Below are 19,215 nucleotides of genomic sequence, written 5' to 3'. Positions count from 1 at the left end.
TAGGATAGTAATGATAAAAAAGTATGCCGTTGGAGGGAACGAGGTACGATCCCGATAGCTATCCGGAATGAGGTAACGATTTCGGTGAAGTTGTCAGACCACTGCTGGCGCGCATGCTATTGCGCAGTGGTCTGACGACTAGTTCTTCTGGGAAGAGATCTCTGTGTGGACGCCATTGCCGTTACTGTTGTTGTTCGCTTTTTCTTTTTGCTGGCGCGGCAGCACAATGATGAACGTGGCACCATAGCCCTCCCGGCTTTCGGCGCGGATAAAACCATGGTGGTTATCAACGATCTTTTTACAGATGGCAAGGCCGATACCCGTTCCCTGGTAGTGGTTGTTGTGCAGTCGCTGAAAGATACCGAAAATCTTGTCTCTGTAACGATCGTCGAAGCCGATGCCATTGTCTTCAACACAGATGCCGAGGTAGTCGGCGGGGTCGATGTTGTATTGTCTTGCTTCTTCCGCCGTGACCTTGCGTTCGCTGATCCTGATTACCGGCCGCTCACTTTCGTTGAATTTGAGCGCATTGCTGATGAGGTTCTGGAACAGTTGGTGCATCTGGCCCGGAACAGCTTCTACCGATGACAGCTTGCCCAGCATGATCTGGGTTCCTTTTTCTCGTATGGTGATCTCGAGATCGTCTACGATGTGTTTCACTACAGCATAGAGATCGGTCTTGGCGAAAGGAATATCCGTGTTCGAGAGCTTCGACAACGTGAGCACATCTTCGATGAGTGTTTGCATGCGGTGCGACGAGTTCACGATCTTGTCGAGATAATTCTTTTCTGCGGGCTCCATCTTGTTTTCGATCTTCGAATAAAGCAGGTTCCCGAAGGTCTGGATCTTGCGCAGGGGTTCTTTCAGGTCGTGTGAGGCCACGGATGCGAACTGCAGAAGGTCCATGTTGGATTGCTCGAGCCTGAAGTTGGTTTCCTGGAGCCTTGAAGACGTTTCTTTGAGGTCTTCGTAATTTTTGGCGATGAGGTCTGCGGCGTTCTTCTTTTGCGTGATGTCGCTGAAAGTGGTAACGAGTCCGTCGCGCATTTTTACGGCGACAACTTCATACCACCGGTTGTATACCGGATTGAAGAATTCAAAATGATCGGTTTCTCCTGTGTTAACCACGGCAGCGTAACGCCGGAAGAACTGCTCGTCATGCGCTGACAACCTGACAATGTTCTTCTTGTAAGAATCGCCGTTCTTGATGCCGAGCAACGTCTCCGCAGAACGGTTGGCGGCGATGTACTGAAAATCCACGATCTCGTCGCGTTCGTTGCGGACGGCCTTTTTGGCTGCGATGGCGCTGGTCGTGCTGTTGAAAACACCTTCGATGATGCCGCTGAGATTTTTGACCTCCGTAATGTCTATGAAAGTGACCACTACGCCGTCTATTGTTTTATCGAGACGCTGGTAGGGTGTAATGCGCATCAGGAAGACCTTATCATTGGCGAGACTCACTTCTTTCTCGCGCAGCTCGTTGGTGCGCATCACCTCCCTGATACTGCCCACCAGGTCTACGCCCTGGAGATTGTTGGTAATATCTACCAGCGGCCTGCCGATATCGGTCTCGATCAGGTTGATCTGTTGTGCGATGGCAGGACTGAACTTGCGCACGATCAGGTTCCTGTCGATGAGGATCTGGCCGATCTCACTGTTCCTGAAATAATTGTTGAGATCGTCATTGAGCTCGATCAGCTCTTTGATCTTGAGCTGGTGCTCTGAGCTCACGGTATGCAGCTCTTCGTTGAGCGACTGCAGCTCTTCATTGGTGCTTTGAAGCTCCTCGTTGGCCGAGATCATTTCTTCATTGCTGGTGAGCAGCTCTTCGTTGCTCGACTCCAGCTCTTCGATCACGCTTTGCAGGTTCTCTTTGGTTTCGCGCAGCTCTTTTTCCAGGTCTTCGATGCGTTGTACATCGTGCTCGATCTTTTTCCGCGACGGGATCCTTTTGATCCGCTTATGTTTCTCCTGCTCCTGGATAATGACGAACAGGAACGCCTGCTGATACTCCTGTTGCTGCAGGTAAGGTTTCACCAGGATGTTCACACTGCGCTCGAGGTTGCCGTCTACGATCCTCACATTACGCATCACGGTTTTTTCCTGTTCATGAATAGCCCTGCGAATGCTCATGCCCAGCGCTACAGACAGGTCTGGCGAAACGAGCTTCAGCAGGTTGAACGTAAGGTTGTTTTCCGGAAAATGGAGAAAATCCCTGAAGTGACCGATGGCCTGTTTTACTTCCATGTTCTCATCGATCAGGATGCCCGCATACCGGCTTTCTTCCAGCAATGTATCCTTAAAAATATCGGCCATGTAGCTCGCTGCATTCTTTGGCTTGTTGCTGTTGCGCTGGATGATGGTTGCGGATGCCGGCGGAGTCATCATATGGTCGTTGTCTACCAGCCGGCCTTTGCCTACGCACTTGTAAATTTTCCATTTTTTGCTCACCTCTTTCATGGCGTCTTTCAGCACGCCGATGTTCTCGCTGGAGCCGAGCATCAGGTGTGCAGACGGGTTGAGCGCAAACAGGAAAGTTTTGAGCACGTGGATCTGCAACCTGTTGTTCATGTAGATCAGCATGTTGCGGCAGGTGATCAGGTCAAGCTTGCTGAACGGCGGATCTTTGATGATATCGTGGTAAGCGAAAACCACCATCTTTCGGATAGACGGCAGGATCCTGTACTGGTTTCCCTCGCGGGTGAAGTATTTGTTCAGCCGCTCGTGGCTCACTTCAGTGGCTATGGATTCGGGATACAAACCCACGGATGCCGTTTGCAGCGCGTCCTTGTCTATATCGGTAGCAAAGATCTTGATGTTGTAGTCGTTGTTGCGGATGCTCTCCATGTATTCCTGGAGTACAATGGCGATGCTGTAGGCTTCTTCGCCACTGCTGCAGGCCACTACCCAGATCTTGATGAGGTCATGTGGCTTCTTGGAAGAGAAAACCGAAGGAATGATCTTGGAACGGAGCTCTTCAAAAGCTTCGGTGTCGCGGAAGAACCTGGTAACGTTGATCAGAAACTCCTTGGCCAGGGTTGGGGCTTCGTCTGGCTGCTGCGTCAGGTATTCGTAATAGTTGCGAATATTTGTATACCCTTTTTCCGTCATACGCTTGGCAAGCCTGCGTGTGATGGTGGGCGTTTTATACAACGTAAAATCGTGGCCTGTGCTTGCCTTGACTTGAGCGAGAATCTCCTGAACCACGGACTCCTCTTCCTTGGTGAATTTGCCGAGCGTTTTGGCGAAGGGCGATTCTTTGAGATACTCGATCATCTCTTCGGCGATCAGCTCTGGGGGCAGGATGAGGTCTACGTTGCCCGTCTGGATGGCGCTGGCAGGCATACCGTCGAAGTCTGCTGTGACGGGATCCTGTACGATCACAAGGCCACCATTTTTCTTAATGGCCTCAATCCCTTTTGTTCCGTCTGTTCCGGTGCCGGACAGGATGATGCCCACGGCGTTCTTTCCTTTCTCAACGGCCAGGGATTCAAAGAATATATCGATGGCGTTATTGGGCACCTGGTGCCGGTCTTTGTCGTGCAGTTTCAGCAGCCCGTTAGACAAGGTCATCACCTTACGGCTGGGGATCAGGTGAATGCAGTTGGGGATCAGCTGCATGTTGTCTTCAGCCTCCACGATCTTCATGGAGGTATGTTTGGCCAGAAGCTCGCCCATCAGGCTTTTATGGTCGGGAGAGAGGTGCTGGATGATCACAAAAGAAAAATTTGTGTTGTCCGGCATGTTATCGAACAATTCATGAATGGGCTCGAGCCCTCCGGCAGAGGCACCGGCGGCAATGATATAATGTTCTGCTTCCGTCAAAGATGTGTTTCCGTTCGTTTTCACTATAATTAACCTGTTAGAAAATATTGATTACATTTGACACGCTAACTGCAAACCGGGGCATGGGAAAGATCAGGATACTGCTTATAGAAGACGATGCTGATGACATTGAACTTTTAAAAGACGCTTTTGAGCAAAACAGGATCGACTGCCGGATCGACGTTATCACTGAAGGCGACAAAGCCCTCCCATACCTCGAAAGCAACGACCCGCCTGATGTGATCGTCATGGATTTTAACCTTCCCAAGCTGCACGGCCGGGAGATTCTCTCCCTGATCAGGGCATCTGAAAATTTGAGCGAGATACCGCTGATGGTGCTCACCACCTCGGCTTCACAGGATGATATGCGATATGCGTTTTCCATGGGGGCTGACAAATTTGTTACTAAACCAAACACCATCCAGGGTTTCAATACCACAGTTGAGGCGATCATATCTTTGGCGCAGTAAAATTTGTTCCTATAACTACCCCGACCGTTTTTTTACACAGTTGTACACTTCTATTCCACGAAAGTCCCCACGGTTCCTGTTGATACCATCTTATGCATGAATGAGGAATGTGCTACCGATGTACGGCATGTCAGGGTTTTCTGAGGTGTCATAAACTCAGTTTTTTCTGTTAGTAAAAAATCGTGCCATGCGCGTTTTTTTAACGTCATGGAAATATTGCCACAATTGAATTTACATGTTCGAACAGACATACGGCATCGATGCGTTTTTTTTGACGGTGAGATCGGGGCAGTTAACAGATGGTAACGGATTCTTTTTCTTTCTGGAAGAAGAGGGTGAGGGTATCTGTAAGCTCTTTCAGGCTGAAGGGCTTCGTAATGAAACCGGCAGCACCCAGCTTCAGGGTGTCTTCCATATCGGCCTTCGAAGAGGAAGTGGTGTAGATGATCACCGGGATATTTTGCAGTCGCTCGTTCTTTTTGAGCTCTTTCAGGCATTCCTTGCCATTCATACGCGGCATATTGAGATCGAGAAAAATATAGTCGGGAAGAACGGACTCTCGCTTCAGCTTCTGCAGTGCTTCATTGCCATTGTTGGCAACGGTGCAATGGAATTGCATGTCGAGCTGGTCCAGGGCCATGATGAAGATCTCCTGGTCATCCACATCGTCATCTATCAGGAAGCACGTTTTCTTCAATGGTGTCATCTCGGGAAAAATCAAATGGCCTTGTCGCATCAAGATAACCTTATTGTTGCCGTGTCCCCAAATTTTTTTCGATGAATGATCAAGAAAAATTGTATCAGCGTGGGTAAGCGACAGCAGGAGATAACACTAAAAAAGCATGCCACCGGCTGTGACTCATTTAGCGTCGAGGCGCAAGCATCTGATGATCGTGTAAATGTTATCATATAAGAGAGAAAAAGTTATCATATATGGCGGAACATATTCATCATGCAGCTACCAGGTAAATGTTGAACGTTGCGCCCTTGCCAGGTTCAGAAGCGGCTGTGATCATACCATGATGATTCTCGGCGATCTTCCGGCACAGCGCCAGGCCGATGCCTGTTCCGGAGTAAGCGCTGCGACCATTGAGTCGTTGGAAAATGGTGAAGATTTGTTCTGCGTATTGCTGGTCGAAGCCAATGCCGTTGTCGGAGAAAGACAGCTTGATGTAGGAGAGCGATGGATCCAGCTTGGGCTGCGCGGTGAGCTCGGTCGACGGCACCCGGTGCGCTGTGATGGTGATCACCGGATCTTTTTCATTGAACTTGAGCGAATTGCTCATGAGGTTAGCGAACAGCTGGTTCAATTGAAGCGGGATGCCCTTGACTGTGGGAAGCCCTGAAGTTCTGACAATGGCGTTCCGCTGGTGAATCAGCAGATCAAAATCTGTCATCACATTTTTCAATACATTATCCAGGCTGACCACCGAAAATTCTTCGTTCGATTTAGCGATGCGCGAATAGTCAAGCACATCTTTGATGAGGGCCGTCATTCTTTTGGTGGAAGAAACGATCTTGTTGAAATACACGCGCGAGTCGTCATCGATGTTTTTGAGTCTTTCTTCCAGCAGGGAGGAAAAAGTAACGATCTTCCGCAAGGGCTCCTGCAGGTCGTGACTGGCAATGTAGGCAAACTGTTCGAGCTCATGGTTGCTGATGTTGAGCTCGTTCACTTTTTCTTCAAGCTTCTTTTGATATTCCACGAGCTGCTTCTGTGTTTCTTTGAGCTCTGCATTGTCTTTGAAAGTTTCCTCCGCCAGTTTTTGTGTGTGGATATCCACAAAAAAACCGATCCACTGCTGCGGAATGTTCGCCTCGCCTTTCACGGGGATGACAGAGATGAGATGCCAGTAGTGGTTGTTGTCTCTCCGGTTCTTCAACCTGCCTTGTGTGCTGAAGGTGAGTTTTTTCCGAAAGCTGTGGTTCCATTCGCCCGAGACCCTGGAGTAGTCGTCGGGGTGCAGCAGCATCTGCCACGTCATGGTGTCGAGCATGGAAAAATGCTGACCCAGGTATTCTCTCAGCCACTGGTTAGTGTAAACGATCGCGCCCGTGGGATTCAGGGAAAACATCATCAGGGGCAACGTGTCTGCCAGCATGCGATACTGGGTTTCACTTTCGCGCAGCCTGTCTGACAATTCGAGCAGCTGAATGTTCTTTCTCCTGATCTCATCGTAAGCAGACAACGGCGGCTCATTCTTGAAATAATCCAGGAACGATTGGATCTTATTATCGGTGAACAACGCTCCGAAACGGATGCCGTAGTTCAGACGGATATCGAACTTGTTTCCATTTTTGACAATGGCAACCTCGGTGACCAGGCGCCTGGCCAAGTTGAGCGCTTCTGTGTTGGCGCAGCTCTCAACGGTATTGCAGATAGCCGCCGTGAGCTGCCTCGTATTGTCTTTGGCCGTGCCAATGCCCAGTGACAGGTGCGCATCTTTACTATGAAACAACGCGCACCGTGCAATTTCTGAAACTGCGGTAGCCAATGTAGTCTGCACGGTGAGCGAGAGCCCACAAAGCTCGGCAAGTTTCATGGCACGTTTATGCGCCAGGATGAGGTCCATTTCATTCTCCAGATTTACCCTTACAACCTGTTTCATCTTTTTATGTTCTGCAGATTAATATCGACATGTCGTCATTTTTGCGTGCGTTGTCTTTATAGATCGCTGCTGCCAGCACCAGCGGATCGTACCGGAGGATCGAAGGAAACTGTGAAAGCTCCCAGCGTGTGCGCAGTCCGTCTGAGGTCATGATGATGCATTGGTGTTTCCCCATATCCACTTCATGGCTTTTCAGCGTGGTCGGTATGTTGAGGCCGATGATGCCGTTGTAGCTGATATAGTTCCTGGGGATCAGCCCATCGTACAATCTTGTGGAGATGTTGCCAATGCCACAGATCTTCCACTTCTTTTCGCCGTGGTCTGCGATCACTACGGTACCTACCAGCCCGCGGGTCTTTTTCACCTGGTGGTGAATGGTGCGCAACACTTCTACGGGATCGGCGTCGCGATTTCGTTTGAACGCTTCGATGGCGCTGTTCGCGGCAGCATGCGCTTCCGGGCCGTGACCCAGGCCGTCACCCAGCAGGATCCTTGCTTCTCTCCGGTTCATCATAATGTGGCAGCCATCTCCGCTGACGGTTTCACCGGGCTTGGATACGTTCAGCACTTTGAACTGGAGTCCATCGCTGACGTTTGCCGGGCTTTCCGGTTTGGCTGCAATGCGGCAGTAGCTCACCGTTCCCCACGACGGAATTGAATAAAGCTGGAAGATGTCACTCAATCTTTCCATTGCACCCAACCCCTGTCCCAGGGTTTTTGTGGTGGATACACCATCTTTCATGGAGTGCGTGATATCCCGGATGCCCGGTCCGTTGTCAAGGGCCAGGATCTCCAGCACCGGTACGTTGTTTTCTTTCGTGAACCTGTATAAGAGCTCTCCGCTTCCGGCATGTTTTACCTGGTTAGAGGTGAGCTCAGAGACAACGATATCGATGGCGCCAACTTTTGTTTCCGGAAAACCTGCCTGCACCGCCCCATGGTGAAGCTCGCGTTTGATAAAGGCAATGAAGCTTCTTTCCTGCACCTCATAGCTGGCAAAGGTCACGTTATCCATTTTTCCATTTAATGATGGTCACCGTTGTGCCTTTTCCAACCTGTGATTGAATATCGAATTCGCTGACAAGTCTTTTGGCGCCGGGTAGGCCGAGGCCAAGACTTTTGCCGCTGGAGTATCCGTCTTTTAAAGCAAGTTTAATGTCGGCGATGCCCGGCCCTTTGTCGGCAAAGGTGAGCCTGATGCCATTCTCTCTTCCCCTGCTTACCACTTCAATCAAGGCTATTCCACCTTTTGCATAGAGCAGCATGTTGCGCACAAGCTCACTGGCGGCTGTAATGAGTTTTGTCTGGTTGACGATGCCCATACCTGTTTTCACTGCATACTCCTTCACGCGGTTCCGGAAAGGAACCACATCCTGCTCTTTCAGGATAGACATCGAATCTTTACTCAATACTATGATAGATGTCGTCATCCTGGCTTTCTCCATCTTGAAGTGCGATTTTTGAACGTAACAGTTCCATGCCTCGCTCCACATTCAGGGCACTGTGTACGCCCTTCAGCGGTAAGCCAAGTTCAATTAATGTAATAGCAACCGCGGGCTGCATACCTACCACCACCGTTTCTGCATCGAGCACTTTGGTCATCATGGCAATGTTGCCGAGGATGCGCCCCATGAAAGAATCGATAATAGAAACAGCAGAGATATCGATGAGCACGCCACGGGCGCCTGTTTTTCTGACCATGTGTACAAGGTCTGATTCGAGATTTTCTGCCAGCCGATCATAGAGATCCACCTGAATGGTGACGAGCAAGAAACGCCCCATTCTGAGAATTGGAATCTTTTCCATAAAAAATTCTAATTATTGACAACCATGTTATTTTGTCTTTGCCTTTTTACAACCTCCAGTTGCTGCATGGCGAATGCCGCTTTTAATGCGCTGGCCAGTGTGGATTTGGTGATGATGTTGGTGAGGTCGATGCCCAGGTGCACAACGGTTTGGGCGATCTCAGGACGGATGCCACTGATGATGCATTCCGCACCCATCAGGCGTGTTGCGCTCACCGTTTTGATCAGGTGCTGCGCTACAAGTGAATCTACTGTGGGTACGCCCGAAATATCGAGGATCGCGATATTGCTGCCTGTTTCCACAATTTCCTGCAGCAAACTTTCCATCACCACCTGCGTGCGGGCGCTGTCGAGCGTACCGATAATGGGCAGTGCTACGATGTTGTCCCAAACCCTGATCACCGGCGTGGAGATCTCAGAGATCTCGTCTGTCTGGCGAAGGATCACTTCTTCACGTCCTTTGATAAAGGTCTCAAATGTTTCGATGCTGAAGCTGTCGATGATCTTGCTGATCTTCTGGCTCTGATCGTACAGCACGGCAACGTCTTTGATCTCGTCGCGGAGCACCTGCTGCAATGCATCTTTCAGGCTCAGCACAAAAATGCCAGTTTCACGGGGAGAGTATCCTTGTTTGGCCCTTGAAATGGAAATACCACTGAGAATATCGAGCACTTTTTCGAATGCTGTGGCCCGCCCGTCGTTGATGGTGACATCATCCAAGGTGTCGATGAAGGCGCTCACCAACTCTTCCGATTGTGCCCGCAGGTCTTCGTTGCTCATCAGGTCTTCGCGCAGCCCCTGGTCGGCCAGTTGGTTGGTCATCCAAAGCTCAAGGATATTTTTCTTCTTTCGCTGGAAAACTTTAATGGATTCATTTTTCATAATGTATTGATTAGGATGGTGCGATATAGATTGTATGTTGAAATGATTATTTTCAAATGGCGCCGGTTTATGCTATCCGTCTGAACACCTCGTGCAATTTTTCTGACAGATCTGAGATGTGGCAGGGTTTGGTAATAAATGCGCTTGCGCCGAGCGCGTGGGTTTCCATCATGTCACGTTGATTCGACGATGTAGTGTAAATGATGATGGGGGTGTTTCTCAAGTGCTCCAGGTCTTTTATTTTCAACAGGCATTCAATGCCATTCATTCCGGGCATGTTGAGGTCCATGAAGATGTAATCGGGTAAAAAGCTCGCCTGTCCCAGTTTTTGCAATGCATCCAGGCCATTGTCCGCGGTAACGCACAGAATAGAGCCACTTACCTGCTTGAGGGCAAGTGTAAAAATCAACTGGTCGTCGTGATCATCGTCAATAAGAAGGCAGGTCTTTGATGCCATCATATAAGCGCTAGTGGTACATTTCTTTACCCGGGTCGGGGTTGGGCACAAGACATTTACGGATAAAAAAAGCATGCCACCCATGTCTGTTTTGACGACATGGCAGAAAAAAAATTAAAATTTCATCACACGTGATCCATCATAAATGTTGGAACTGATGGATCCGGATACAATTCCAAAAATTTCTGTTTGTCAATTGATCCCCGATAGCTTCCGGGATCAATTGACAACTATTTTACTTCGCGTCTTTGAAGTCCTCCAGCGAATCTACATCGGCGCCACGTGGGTCGGTAAACTTCTTTTCTTTTTTATGCGGTACCGGTGCGGATTTGCGTTCCTGAGTGACGGCCTCTTCCTGTTTATCGGGGCGTGTGTCGCCATCCATGATGGGAGCTCTTTCCGCTTCGTTTTTCTTCTTATGCTTCTCGTTTTTCATACCTGTGCGAGTTCTTTGTATTGATCTTCACCCACGGCCTCATGATTGGTTGATCCGTTTTTGATCCATAGGGCTACCGTTACGGCGCGCCTTGCCTGATGCAGCACGGCCTCTTTGACATTCTCTTTCATATTTCCCGTGTCATCTACCGTGACGCTGGCACCGTAGGGATTTCCCCCGGTGGTGTAGAGAACAGGGTTCGTATATCCTGGTGTTACCACAATAGCACCCCAGTGATACATGGTGGTGTACAGGTTGAGGATGGTGGCCTCCTGTCCGCCGTGAACGTTCTGAGCGCTCGACATTGCCGTGACCACCTTGTTGACAAGCTTTCCGCTGATCCACAGAGACCCGGCTGAGTCGAGGAATTGTTTCATCTGGGCCGGAAGGTTCCCGTATCTTGTAGGCGCGCTGAAGATGAGCACATCTGCCCATTCAAGGTCGTGCAGCTCCGCTGTTTCAATGTTTCGTGTAGCGTCTGCATGTTTCTTCCAGGCTGCGTTGGTGGCGATGGCTGATTCGGGCGCAAGCTCGGCAACCTTTCTGATCCTTGTTTCGGCACCTGCCTGTCCGGCGCCCTCGGCAGCCCATTGTGCCAGCTGATAGTTGGCACCTGTGGAGCTGTAGTAAATTATGGCTGCTTTGATCTTATCCATGATTTTTTTCGGATCGTTCAAAAAAGTTTATGCCCCGGCCGTTTTTGCAGTGGTATAACTTCCACACAATATTTTCAGGAAACGTTGGCAGTTTTACTTAAAAGGCAATAATTGTTTGTTGATCGAGTTGTAATTTTGTGCTGAACCAAATTATGCTTGGTTCGCATCTTTATTTTCACAACCCACTGGCAGCTATGGAGAACCGAGTGATAGAGATCTTACTGATCGAAGACGATCATGATGACGCGGAGATGACCGTCCATGCCCTGAAAAAGCACAACCTTGTGAACAACCTGCTCCACATCGATGAAGGGGAGAAGGCGCTTGATTTTTTGTATACGGAGGAGAACGACGCTCCCAAACTTATTCTGCTCGACCTGAAAATGCCCCGTGTGGATGGCATTCAGATCCTGCGAAAGCTCAAAGGCGATCCCGCCAAACGTGATATCCCCGTTATCGCGCTGGTATCTTCCAAAGAGGGAAAGAGCTATGTAGAATCTTTTCAACTCAAGGCCGATGCCTACATGGTGAAACCTGTTGACTTCAAAAAATTCTTTACCGCTATCTCCGATATAGGTCTTACCTGGAAGATCGTGGATTCACCCGTTCATTACTAAGCCAAAATAATTTACCGGGCAGGCAAAATTAGGCTCTGCGCCAGCAGCATATAAAGGCCGGAATTATATAATATTGTACTGTTGTCAACCCGGTAAAAAATATGAACCGCACTATCTTAATGCTCGAACACGATGACGATGACCGGTACATCACGCAGGCTGTGTTCGATGAAGGTAACGTTGATGTAAGCCTCGAGTTTGTTACCAACAGCCAGGATCTGTTGAATCATTTACAAGCTTCCAAAGCCCGAAGAACAGCTTTGCCTTCGCTGATCCTGCTGAATTATCACACCTACCCGCTCAGCGCTTCCGAGGTACTGAAGACCCTGAAGGCAGATCCGGCGCTCGGCCATATTCCAGTAGTGGTGCTGAGTGGAAGCGTTCGTCCTGACATTGTTCAGGAATGTTACGCGTCAGGTGCCAGCTCGTTTATTCAGAAACCTTCCTCGAGTGGCGAGACCAACGCCAAGATCACGAACTTTATCCGGTACTGGTTCGAGACGGTGGAGCTCGCTTAGGGAGGTACGAGATACGAAGTACGAGGTACGAGTTTGAGGTTTGAAGTTTAAAGTTTGAGGTTTAAAGTTGCTGCTGCATCGGTAAATTCAGCATTGCCCTTTTGCCTACTGTTCATTTGCCTACTGCCTACTATTTGCCCGGGTACTTCTTCTTTAAGAAGTCGACCGAATGCTCGATCAGCTTCCGGAGCACGTCTTCGTTTATATCTTCCAGCTTTTTGATGTAGAGGCAGCCTTTTCCGGCCTTGTGCTTTCCTAAATTTTTCAGCAGGTCTGGGTGCTGGGTAAAACCAGGCATCACATATAACGTGATGTTTTGCTTGCGGGGAGAAAAACCTGTGAGGCATGCATCACCTTCGTGGCCGCTGTCATATTTGTAGTGGTACTTGCCGAAGCCGACGATGCTGGGGCCCCACATCCTGGGTGCCGATCCTGTTACTTTCTTCATCAGCTTGGCGATGGCGAAACAATCATCGCGCGTTTGCTCGTCGGTAATGTTGCTGAGAAAATTTTCGACAGATTGTTCTGTGGGTTTTGTTTTTTGTTCAGGCATGGGAGGAGGTTTAAAGTTTCAGGTTTCAAGTTTAAAGTTAGGTTGAGTTTAAGGTTTAAAGTTTGAGGTTTAAAGTTTAGGTTGCCGGTTGCCAGTTACCGGTTGCCGGTTGGTCACGCTGTCATTCGAAGTTACGAAGCCAAAACTTAAGATCGGAGCCCTTCTGACTCCTGGCTTCTGACTTCTGGCTCCTAGTCCTGGCTCCTCATCCTTACTCTTAATGCTTGCTTCCTTGTCCGCCGTAGCTTACGTGGCCTCCGTGCGATGACAGCGAAGGAGGGTTACTAAACAGATTCAAGTAACTCATTTCTGTAACGGCTCAAGATACTGGACTTGGAGACGAAGCCGATGTAGCGGTCGTTGTCTACCACGGGAAGATTCCACAGGCGGGTCTTGTCGAACTTCTGAAGCACGCTGTGGAGATTTTCGGTGGTCTGGATGGTGGCTGCGGGTGGACTCATCAGCTCCCTGACGGTGGTGTGCCCGTGATTCACAGGGTCGAATATGAGACCGCGAACATCATCCATGTGAACGATGCCCACAAGCTTTTGATGGTCGTCTACCACGGGAAACAAATTGCGTTTCGAAGAGGAGATGATCCGGGTCAGCGCCGTGAGTGTTGTTTCAGGGTGAACAACAGCAAAATTTGTTTCGATGAGCTCGGTGAGGTCGATCTTGCTCAACAGGAACTTGTCGCGGTTCTCCACCGACACATTCATCCGTGCCGAAAGCTTGCGGCCTTCCATCGATAATGGCTCGAAGATGTGCACCATGATGATGCTCAGTGAGGCGACGATCATCAGGGGGATCATGAGCTCATATCCGCCGGTGATCTCGGCAATGAGGAATATGGATGTGAGCGGGGCATGGAAAACTCCGCTGAGGATGCCGGCCATGGCCACGATCGTAAAATTGCTTTCAGGCACCTTTGCCAGGCCCAAGAGGTTTACGAGCCTTGAGAACACAAAACCGAGGTAAGCACCTACGAACAGGGAAGGAGCGAAGTTACCGCCGTTGCCGCCACTGCCCAGGGTGATGGCGGCTGCAATGGTCTTCATAAATATCAGCAGGCCGAGAAAGATGAGCAGGCGGCCCTCGTTGCTGACCAGGTTATGGAGTATACTCGACCGGGTGAGCGTGGAAGGTTGCAGGTCTGCCAGCGATTTGATGGTCTCGTAACCTTCGCCAAAAAGGGGAGGGAACAGCAGAAGCAAAATAAAAAGCAATATCCCGCCCGTGAGCGCCCTGATCCACGGGTTTCCGATGCGTATCATTCTAATTTCTGTCCAGTGAAAGGCGCGGGCATAATAGAGCGATACCAAACCTGCAAGAATGCCCAATACCATATAGTAAGGAACATTGTGATAGTCGAAGGGCTGTTGCAGCGAAAAGGACAGTACGACACCTTCTTCCAGGATCATCTTTGACAGCAGGGCGCCAGTGGCCGCGGAGATGATCAGGGGAATGAAGGCGGAGGCGCTCACATCGGTGAGTAACACCTCAACAGCGAAAAGCACGCCCGCGATCGGCGCATTGAAGGCTGCAGCAATACCCGCCGCCGCCCCGCATGCCAGCAAAATGGTTCTGTCTTTATAGGACAGCTTGTATACACGTCCATACGAAGAGCCGATGGCCGCCCCGGTACTCACCATCGGAGACTCAAGGCCCATGGAGCCGCCGAACCCCACAGTCAGCGCGCTGGTGATGAGGTGCGCGTACGTCTCGCGTGGCGGGATCACACTCGATTTTTTGACAATGCTGTAGACGATCTCGGCGCTGCCCTTCTTTAACTTATTGTCGAGGAAGAACCTGACAAAGAACACGGTGAGCAGGATGCCGATCAGCGGAAAGAGCGCGAAGTGAAGAAATTCTTCATAGTTAATGGAATAGAAGCTTACCAGGAGCTCAAGGGAGTGCACCACATATTTCAGCAATACCGCCGCAAGTCCCGAGGTCAGTCCCACAATAATGCTTGACAATATGAAGAACTGGCGATCGGAAAGCTTCTGCCTGAGAAACGATATCGGCTTGAGAATAATGCTGTTGTAAAGTTCTACCATCATAACTTGTGATGGAAAGATAAGCATTGGATTTGAAAAGTCCACAGTCGACGGTCCACAGACGAGCCGTGTGAGGCAACGTCGTGCTTGCATCTCGTTATTACTTCGGTGGTCTAAGTTTCGTCTTAGTACCTCACGGCCATGGACAGTGGACTGTCGACTGCGGACTCTTAAATTTTGATCTGTGCACGCAACGTTGTGGTTCCTAAAAAATTTTGCTACGAAGATATTTTTCTTTTGAATCAAAAATATTCCAACGTTGTCTTAGATGTTGGTGTCTAGTGGGGAGGCACTAATGTTTGTAATTATTCGTTTACTTAAAAAAATCAATCAACCATGATGAAGTATAATGTTGCAGAATTTTTGAAAAGAAGGGCAGTGATCGTGTTATGCTGCACCGCGCTGGTCGTTTTTCTTTCGGCCTGTCTTGATGACAATGATAGAAATATAGAACCGGTACCCCTGGGATATGTGTCGATTTATCACGCTTCTCCCGATGCGCCTCCGCTGGATATTTCCGTTGATGACAGGCGCGTGAACAGTCAGCCGTTCGGCTATAGTGACTACTCCGGCTATCTTAATTTTTACACCGGCAGCAGGAAGATGAAGTTCAGCTCTGTGAACGCCACCAATGCCCTGATCGATACGGTATTCGATATTGCTGACGGCAAGGCCTATTCGATCTTTGTGATCAACCGGCTGGCAAACATCGAGACCCTTGTGGTTCAGGACAGTGCCGCCTCACCCGCCACTGGCAAAGCAATGATCAGGTTTGTTCAGCTTTCGCCCGATGCACCGGCTGTGGACGTAGCTGATGCAAATGGCTCCTTGTTCACCAACACGGCATTCAAGCAGGCTACACCGTTTAAAGAGGTGGATGCCAAAACGTATTCGTTTGATGTGAAATCGGCCGCTACAGGCGAAGTGCTGTTGACTGCCAAAGACGTGAACATCCGTGAAGGCGGGTTCTATACCATTGTTACCCGCGGATTTGCCACACCACCTGCCGGCAATACGAATGTGTTCAGTGTAGAAGTGCTTTAAGCGCAGGTGATTGTTAAAAAAAATCGTTTATGCTGCCTCGCGCAGGATAAACGATTTTTAATTTAAATCGTAGTCTCGTCAGTGACCTCCGTTTCCGATTCGCCCAGCAGCTTGGGCTTTTCTTCGTTTCCCTGTCCTGGTTTTTTCTGCTCCGGTTTATCTTTCTGCCTCTTCCCGGCCGGTTCACGGTCTTGCTTCCGGTTCTCTATCGGCTCGTCTCTTTCACCTCTTTCCTTGCGCAGGCTCGGGTCGATGTCCTGAGGAGGACTGGGTGTGTGCGCAGGGTCATAAGGTTCTTTTATTTTGTTTTTGTCGTCTTTCATGGTCGGTGTGTTTATGTTGACTGGTGAAAAAACTGTGCCTTTGGTAAGAGTCCACGGTCGACAGTCCACTGTCCACGGCAGGTTCGTTTAATGTCAAGGCGGGCTTCGTTTAACACGTTTTTATGATCCGTCAACTTGCCGCGCACGCAGCCGGGCTTCGTGACGTACTGCTGTGGACTGTCGACCGTGGACCGTGGACTCTTCGGGCACGATATTGTTTCCTGCAAAGACTACCTTGAGAAGCATGGATACAATAAACAACTCTTCGCACCGCCAGGTGATGATCATCGTATGGGTCTTTATCATTATCAATGCAGTGTTCCTGTTCAGTGTATCCCTGCTGCCTTTTATAGACCTTCCCAACCATCTTGCAGAAGCAACCATTTTCAAATACCACGGTACCGCTGGCAATCGGCTTTCACAATTCTATACACCGGCGCCATGGTATTTTCCCAATACCTTTCATACGGTATTCTGTAGCCTGTTCCCTTCCGTGGAGGTGGGCAATGTGATCTTTCACATTCTCTGCATCGCCCTGTTGCCTGTATCGCTGTTCCTGGTGATCAGAGAGCTCAATGGCAATCTGTGGTACAGCCTGCTTGGGTTGCTGTTTACGTATAACTACAACGTTACGTATGGCTTCGTCGGCTTCGCCATCTCCATTCCCACCATCATCATTCTTTTTTACGTCACCCTGCGCGACTTCCGCGAAGACAGGCTTTGGCTCAAGATCATGATCGCTTTCCTGCTGGTGATGCTGTTCCTGATGCATGCGCAGAATGCCCTGTTTGGTTTGCTGCTCTATGGCATCATGATATTGTACAGGTATGGAAGGTCATTTAAAAAATTGGTGACACGCGCCGTGTTCGTTCCGCTTCCGCTGATCTTGCTGATCTTTGCGTGGTGGTTTACACGCCCCGCCGTGAACGAGGAAAGTACCGCGGGCTACCTGTTGGATTATTATTCTTCGGAGTATTTCAGCAAATTCTTTTTGCGATTTGGAATTGTTGTGTTCGACAATTTTCAGTTACGCGCAGGACTTCAGGGTGTTGTGGTGGCAGCGGTCATCTTCGCACTGATCTTCATTCCCCTCATCACACTGAAACCCTGGAAGTCGAAACCGGTACGTTCGCTGATCTCCGGAAACACGTTGTACCCGCTCATACTTTTCCTGGTGAGCTTCGGGTGTTACCTCTTTCTTCCCGATAAGCTGCCGGGCCAGACGCCATTGTTCCAGCGGTTCACTACCATGGTGCTGCTTTCTTTTATCATTCTTGTGAGTGTGTGGATCGGGCCCGTACGCGTACCGTGGCTCCGGTATTTCTCCGTGAGCGCGGCGGCAGTTTACATGATGCTGTGGTTCGAGTACATTTATACTTTCAACCGGGAGAACAGCGACTTTACCCAAAAACTGTTTACGGAAGTGAACAATCAATCGCGGCTCGCCGGACTCATCTACGACAACAAGTACCGCGGACGGCTGGTGTACATCCATTATCCCAATTACTTTCTCGTCTGGAAACACGGCATATCCGCTTCCAAGATCATTGATTACCGGTTTGGAATCGTGAGGAGGGCAGCCCTCGAATCGGAGATCCCTTTTTACAATGAGCTCATCGGCGAAGGCTACCGTCCGTTGCCAGAATATGCAGCGCTTGAATACATACTGGTGCGGGGAGAAGCGCCGGTGAAACCGGATGTGAACCTCGCCAATTTTTCGCTGCTGACTCGTGCAGGTGCCTGGCAGCTTTATCAGCATAAAAAATTACAGACGGCTGTTAACGGCGTGAAACACTGAAGCCTTATTGCAGCTGCAGTTCATGCCATAGGGAGCTGATGATCCACAACTTTGATCTGGAACAAAATTTTATCATCAAGGTTCAGGAAAACAGTCATTGCATGAGTGAAGTAGCGGCATCCAATCCAGAGTTCTTTCAGACTGAAACGCAAAAGCAACCCGCCACTGCAAAGGATTATTTTGCAATGACCCGGCCTGACTACTGGCTGAAGAACATTTTCATTTTACCCGGCATGCTGTTCGCACTGGCCGTGTATCACACACCGCTCGACTTTTCACTGATCGCAAAGATCGTGCTGGGCATCGTCAGCACATGCCTTATTGCTTCCGCCAACTATGTGATCAATGAGTACCTCGACGCAGAGTTTGATAAGTATCATCCCCTGAAACACATGAGGACGTCTGTGGTGAGGGTTGTAAATCCCTGGATCGTGTATACGCAGTATGCTGCGCTGGCCATTATCGGGCTCGCGCTCGGTTACCTGATCTCTTCGAAATTTTTCTTCGCAGGGGCGTTCCTGCTTTTTATGGGCGTGATGTACAATGTTCGCCCGTTCCGCAGCAAAGAACGGGTTTACCTCGATGTGTTGTCTGAATCGATCAACAATCCCATCCGGTTTGCCCTGGGATGGTTCATGGTAACGCCTGCGGTGGGACTGCACATGGACAACCGCTGGGACCTTGAATTTTTTGATTCGATGCCTCCGCTGAGCATCATCATCGCGTATTGGATGGGCGGCGCTTTTCTCATGGCCACCAAACGTTTTGCAGAATACAGGCTCATCGGCAACCGCGAGCTGGCCGGACTTTACCGCAGGTCATTCAAGTATTACACAGAAAATTCGCTGCTGATCTCCATGTTCTTTTATGCGCTTACCTGCGCTTTTTTCCTTGGCATATTTCTAGTGAAGAACCGGATCGAGATGCTGCTCAGCTTCCCTTTCTTTGCGCTTTTGTTCGCATGGTATCTCAAGATAGGCCTGCTGAAGAACTCACCGGTACAGGGCTCAGAAAAGCTCTGGACCCGTAAATGGTTCATGACCTACCTCGTGCTCTTTACCATTCTCGTCTGCACCCTCATGTTCGTAGACATCCCATGGCTAAGGTGGTTCCTGATTAAAACGAGGAATTAGTTGCCGGTTGCCGGACAGCCGGTTGGCGG

At 49.6% G+C, this 19,215-nt stretch carries 19 protein-coding genes; 6 read left to right on the top strand and 13 right to left on the bottom strand.

What is annotated here, in order from left to right:
• Nucleotides 1-138: 138 nt before the first annotated feature.
• The gene (locus tag KK083_RS02545; protein WP_254160393.1) at nucleotides 139-3,849 is read right to left on the bottom strand and encodes a CheR family methyltransferase; all 3,711 of its coding nucleotides are present in this window, start codon (nucleotides 3,847-3,849) and stop codon (nucleotides 139-141) included.
• Nucleotides 3,850-3,908: 59 nt separating this feature from the next.
• Here KK083_RS02545 and KK083_RS02540 point away from each other — a divergent pair, with 59 nt between their 5' ends.
• A complete protein-coding gene (locus KK083_RS02540; RefSeq protein ID WP_254160391.1) occupies nucleotides 3,909-4,295 on the top strand; it encodes a response regulator in 387 nt (128 codons plus the stop codon).
• 292 nt (nucleotides 4,296-4,587) lie between these two features.
• Here KK083_RS02540 and KK083_RS02535 read toward each other — a convergent pair whose 3' ends face one another.
• The 9 genes from KK083_RS02535 to wrbA form a co-directional block, all read right to left on the bottom strand.
• Nucleotides 4,588-5,001 (bottom strand): response regulator, encoded by a 414-nt coding sequence (locus tag KK083_RS02535; RefSeq protein WP_254160389.1) that lies wholly within the window; start codon nucleotides 4,999-5,001, stop codon nucleotides 4,588-4,590.
• A 244-nt stretch (nucleotides 5,002-5,245) separates the two neighbouring features.
• On the bottom strand, nucleotides 5,246-6,904 hold the full coding sequence (locus KK083_RS02530; RefSeq protein WP_254160387.1) for an ATP-binding protein: 1,659 nt from the start codon (nucleotides 6,902-6,904) through the stop codon (nucleotides 5,246-5,248).
• Between the two features lie 4 nt (nucleotides 6,905-6,908).
• Nucleotides 6,909-7,919 carry an ATP-binding SpoIIE family protein phosphatase gene (locus KK083_RS02525; RefSeq protein WP_254160385.1) on the bottom strand — a complete coding sequence of 337 codons (1,011 nt, stop codon included), beginning with the start codon at nucleotides 7,917-7,919 and terminating at the stop codon, nucleotides 6,909-6,911.
• A complete protein-coding gene (locus KK083_RS02520) occupies nucleotides 7,912-8,298 on the bottom strand; it encodes an anti-sigma regulatory factor (RefSeq protein ID WP_254160383.1) in 387 nt (128 codons plus the stop codon). The genes KK083_RS02525 and KK083_RS02520 overlap by 8 nt, the downstream gene beginning before the upstream one ends.
• Nucleotides 8,299-8,305: 7 nt before the next feature.
• Nucleotides 8,306-8,710: an STAS domain-containing protein gene (locus tag KK083_RS02515; RefSeq protein WP_254160381.1), complete on the bottom strand. Its 405-nt coding sequence runs from the start codon at nucleotides 8,708-8,710 to the stop codon at nucleotides 8,306-8,308.
• Between the two features lie 8 nt (nucleotides 8,711-8,718).
• Nucleotides 8,719-9,591 (bottom strand): STAS domain-containing protein, encoded by an 873-nt coding sequence (locus tag KK083_RS02510; protein ID WP_254160379.1) that lies wholly within the window; start codon nucleotides 9,589-9,591, stop codon nucleotides 8,719-8,721.
• A 67-nt stretch (nucleotides 9,592-9,658) separates the two neighbouring features.
• Nucleotides 9,659-10,051, bottom strand: a complete 393-nt coding sequence (locus tag KK083_RS02505) for a response regulator (RefSeq protein ID WP_254160377.1) — start codon at nucleotides 10,049-10,051, stop codon at nucleotides 9,659-9,661.
• 232 nt (nucleotides 10,052-10,283) lie between these two features.
• On the bottom strand, nucleotides 10,284-10,484 hold the full coding sequence (locus KK083_RS02500) for a hypothetical protein (RefSeq protein ID WP_254160375.1): 201 nt from the start codon (nucleotides 10,482-10,484) through the stop codon (nucleotides 10,284-10,286).
• Complete coding sequence (wrbA, locus tag KK083_RS02495) at nucleotides 10,481-11,140, bottom strand: NAD(P)H:quinone oxidoreductase (protein ID WP_254160373.1); 660 nt, start codon at nucleotides 11,138-11,140, stop codon at nucleotides 10,481-10,483. Before wrbA ends, KK083_RS02500 begins: the two co-directional genes overlap by 4 nt.
• A 194-nt stretch (nucleotides 11,141-11,334) precedes the next feature.
• Here wrbA and KK083_RS02490 point away from each other — a divergent pair, with 194 nt between their 5' ends.
• Both KK083_RS02490 and KK083_RS02485 read left to right on the top strand, forming a co-directional pair.
• Complete coding sequence (locus tag KK083_RS02490) at nucleotides 11,335-11,757, top strand: response regulator (RefSeq protein WP_254160371.1); 423 nt, start codon at nucleotides 11,335-11,337, stop codon at nucleotides 11,755-11,757.
• A gap of 101 nt (nucleotides 11,758-11,858) precedes the next feature.
• Complete coding sequence (locus KK083_RS02485; protein ID WP_254160369.1) at nucleotides 11,859-12,275, top strand: response regulator; 417 nt, start codon at nucleotides 11,859-11,861, stop codon at nucleotides 12,273-12,275.
• A gap of 130 nt (nucleotides 12,276-12,405) precedes the next feature.
• On the opposite strand, the gene KK083_RS02480 is transcribed toward KK083_RS02485, so the two are convergent.
• Together KK083_RS02480 and KK083_RS02475 are read right to left on the bottom strand one after the other, a co-directional pair.
• Nucleotides 12,406-12,828, bottom strand: coding sequence for a DUF1801 domain-containing protein (locus tag KK083_RS02480; RefSeq protein ID WP_254160367.1), 423 nt, complete (start codon nucleotides 12,826-12,828; stop codon nucleotides 12,406-12,408).
• A gap of 284 nt (nucleotides 12,829-13,112) precedes the next feature.
• A complete protein-coding gene (locus KK083_RS02475; protein WP_254160365.1) occupies nucleotides 13,113-14,891 on the bottom strand; it encodes a chloride channel protein in 1,779 nt (592 codons plus the stop codon).
• 333 nt (nucleotides 14,892-15,224) lie between these two features.
• Between KK083_RS02475 and KK083_RS02470 the strand changes: the two genes are divergently transcribed.
• Nucleotides 15,225-15,932, top strand: a complete 708-nt coding sequence (locus KK083_RS02470; protein ID WP_254160363.1) for a DUF4397 domain-containing protein — start codon at nucleotides 15,225-15,227, stop codon at nucleotides 15,930-15,932.
• A 62-nt stretch (nucleotides 15,933-15,994) separates the two neighbouring features.
• Here the strand turns inward: KK083_RS02470 and KK083_RS02465 are convergent, their stop codons facing one another.
• Complete coding sequence (locus KK083_RS02465) at nucleotides 15,995-16,255, bottom strand: hypothetical protein (protein ID WP_254160355.1); 261 nt, start codon at nucleotides 16,253-16,255, stop codon at nucleotides 15,995-15,997.
• A 244-nt stretch (nucleotides 16,256-16,499) separates the two neighbouring features.
• Here KK083_RS02465 and KK083_RS02460 point away from each other — a divergent pair, with 244 nt between their 5' ends.
• Complete coding sequence (locus KK083_RS02460) at nucleotides 16,500-18,053, top strand: putative glycosyltransferase family protein (protein ID WP_254160353.1); 1,554 nt, start codon at nucleotides 16,500-16,502, stop codon at nucleotides 18,051-18,053.
• Nucleotides 18,054-18,154: 101 nt separating this feature from the next.
• On the top strand, nucleotides 18,155-19,186 hold the full coding sequence (locus tag KK083_RS02455) for a UbiA family prenyltransferase (RefSeq protein WP_254160351.1): 1,032 nt from the start codon (nucleotides 18,155-18,157) through the stop codon (nucleotides 19,184-19,186).
• Nucleotides 19,187-19,215 lie beyond the last annotated feature (29 nt).

The organism is Chryseosolibacter histidinae (assembly GCF_018598225.1).
Classification (GTDB): Bacteria; Bacteroidota; Bacteroidia; order Cytophagales; family Cyclobacteriaceae; genus Chryseosolibacter; species Chryseosolibacter histidini.
Note: the sequence above shows the minus strand (reverse complement) of the source record. Positions and strands in the feature narration are given on the sequence as shown.

Bases quoted from the DNA above. Each gene is read 5' to 3' on its own strand.
- KK083_RS02540 (WP_254160391.1), top strand. From the start codon at position 3,909: ATGGGAAAGATCAGGATACTGCTTATAGAAGACGATGCTGATGACATT.
- KK083_RS02535 (WP_254160389.1), bottom strand. From the start codon at position 5,001: ATGACACCATTGAAGAAAACGTGCTTCCTGATAGATGACGATGTGGAT.
- KK083_RS02530 (WP_254160387.1), bottom strand. From the start codon at position 6,904: ATGAAACAGGTTGTAAGGGTAAATCTGGAGAATGAAATGGACCTCATC.
- KK083_RS02525 (WP_254160385.1), bottom strand. From the start codon at position 7,919: ATGGATAACGTGACCTTTGCCAGCTATGAGGTGCAGGAAAGAAGCTTC.
- KK083_RS02520 (WP_254160383.1), bottom strand. From the start codon at position 8,298: ATGTCTATCCTGAAAGAGCAGGATGTGGTTCCTTTCCGGAACCGCGTG.
- KK083_RS02515 (WP_254160381.1), bottom strand. From the start codon at position 8,710: ATGGAAAAGATTCCAATTCTCAGAATGGGGCGTTTCTTGCTCGTCACC.
- KK083_RS02510 (WP_254160379.1), bottom strand. From the start codon at position 9,591: ATGAAAAATGAATCCATTAAAGTTTTCCAGCGAAAGAAGAAAAATATC.
- KK083_RS02505 (WP_254160377.1), bottom strand. From the start codon at position 10,051: ATGATGGCATCAAAGACCTGCCTTCTTATTGACGATGATCACGACGAC.
- KK083_RS02500 (WP_254160375.1), bottom strand. From the start codon at position 10,484: ATGAAAAACGAGAAGCATAAGAAGAAAAACGAAGCGGAAAGAGCTCCC.
- wrbA (WP_254160373.1), bottom strand. From the start codon at position 11,140: ATGGATAAGATCAAAGCAGCCATAATTTACTACAGCTCCACAGGTGCC.
- KK083_RS02490 (WP_254160371.1), top strand. From the start codon at position 11,335: ATGGAGAACCGAGTGATAGAGATCTTACTGATCGAAGACGATCATGAT.
- KK083_RS02485 (WP_254160369.1), top strand. From the start codon at position 11,859: ATGAACCGCACTATCTTAATGCTCGAACACGATGACGATGACCGGTAC.
- KK083_RS02480 (WP_254160367.1), bottom strand. From the start codon at position 12,828: ATGCCTGAACAAAAAACAAAACCCACAGAACAATCTGTCGAAAATTTT.
- KK083_RS02475 (WP_254160365.1), bottom strand. From the start codon at position 14,891: ATGATGGTAGAACTTTACAACAGCATTATTCTCAAGCCGATATCGTTT.
- KK083_RS02470 (WP_254160363.1), top strand. From the start codon at position 15,225: ATGATGAAGTATAATGTTGCAGAATTTTTGAAAAGAAGGGCAGTGATC.
- KK083_RS02465 (WP_254160355.1), bottom strand. From the start codon at position 16,255: ATGAAAGACGACAAAAACAAAATAAAAGAACCTTATGACCCTGCGCAC.
- KK083_RS02460 (WP_254160353.1), top strand. From the start codon at position 16,500: ATGGATACAATAAACAACTCTTCGCACCGCCAGGTGATGATCATCGTA.
- KK083_RS02455 (WP_254160351.1), top strand. From the start codon at position 18,155: ATGAGTGAAGTAGCGGCATCCAATCCAGAGTTCTTTCAGACTGAAACG.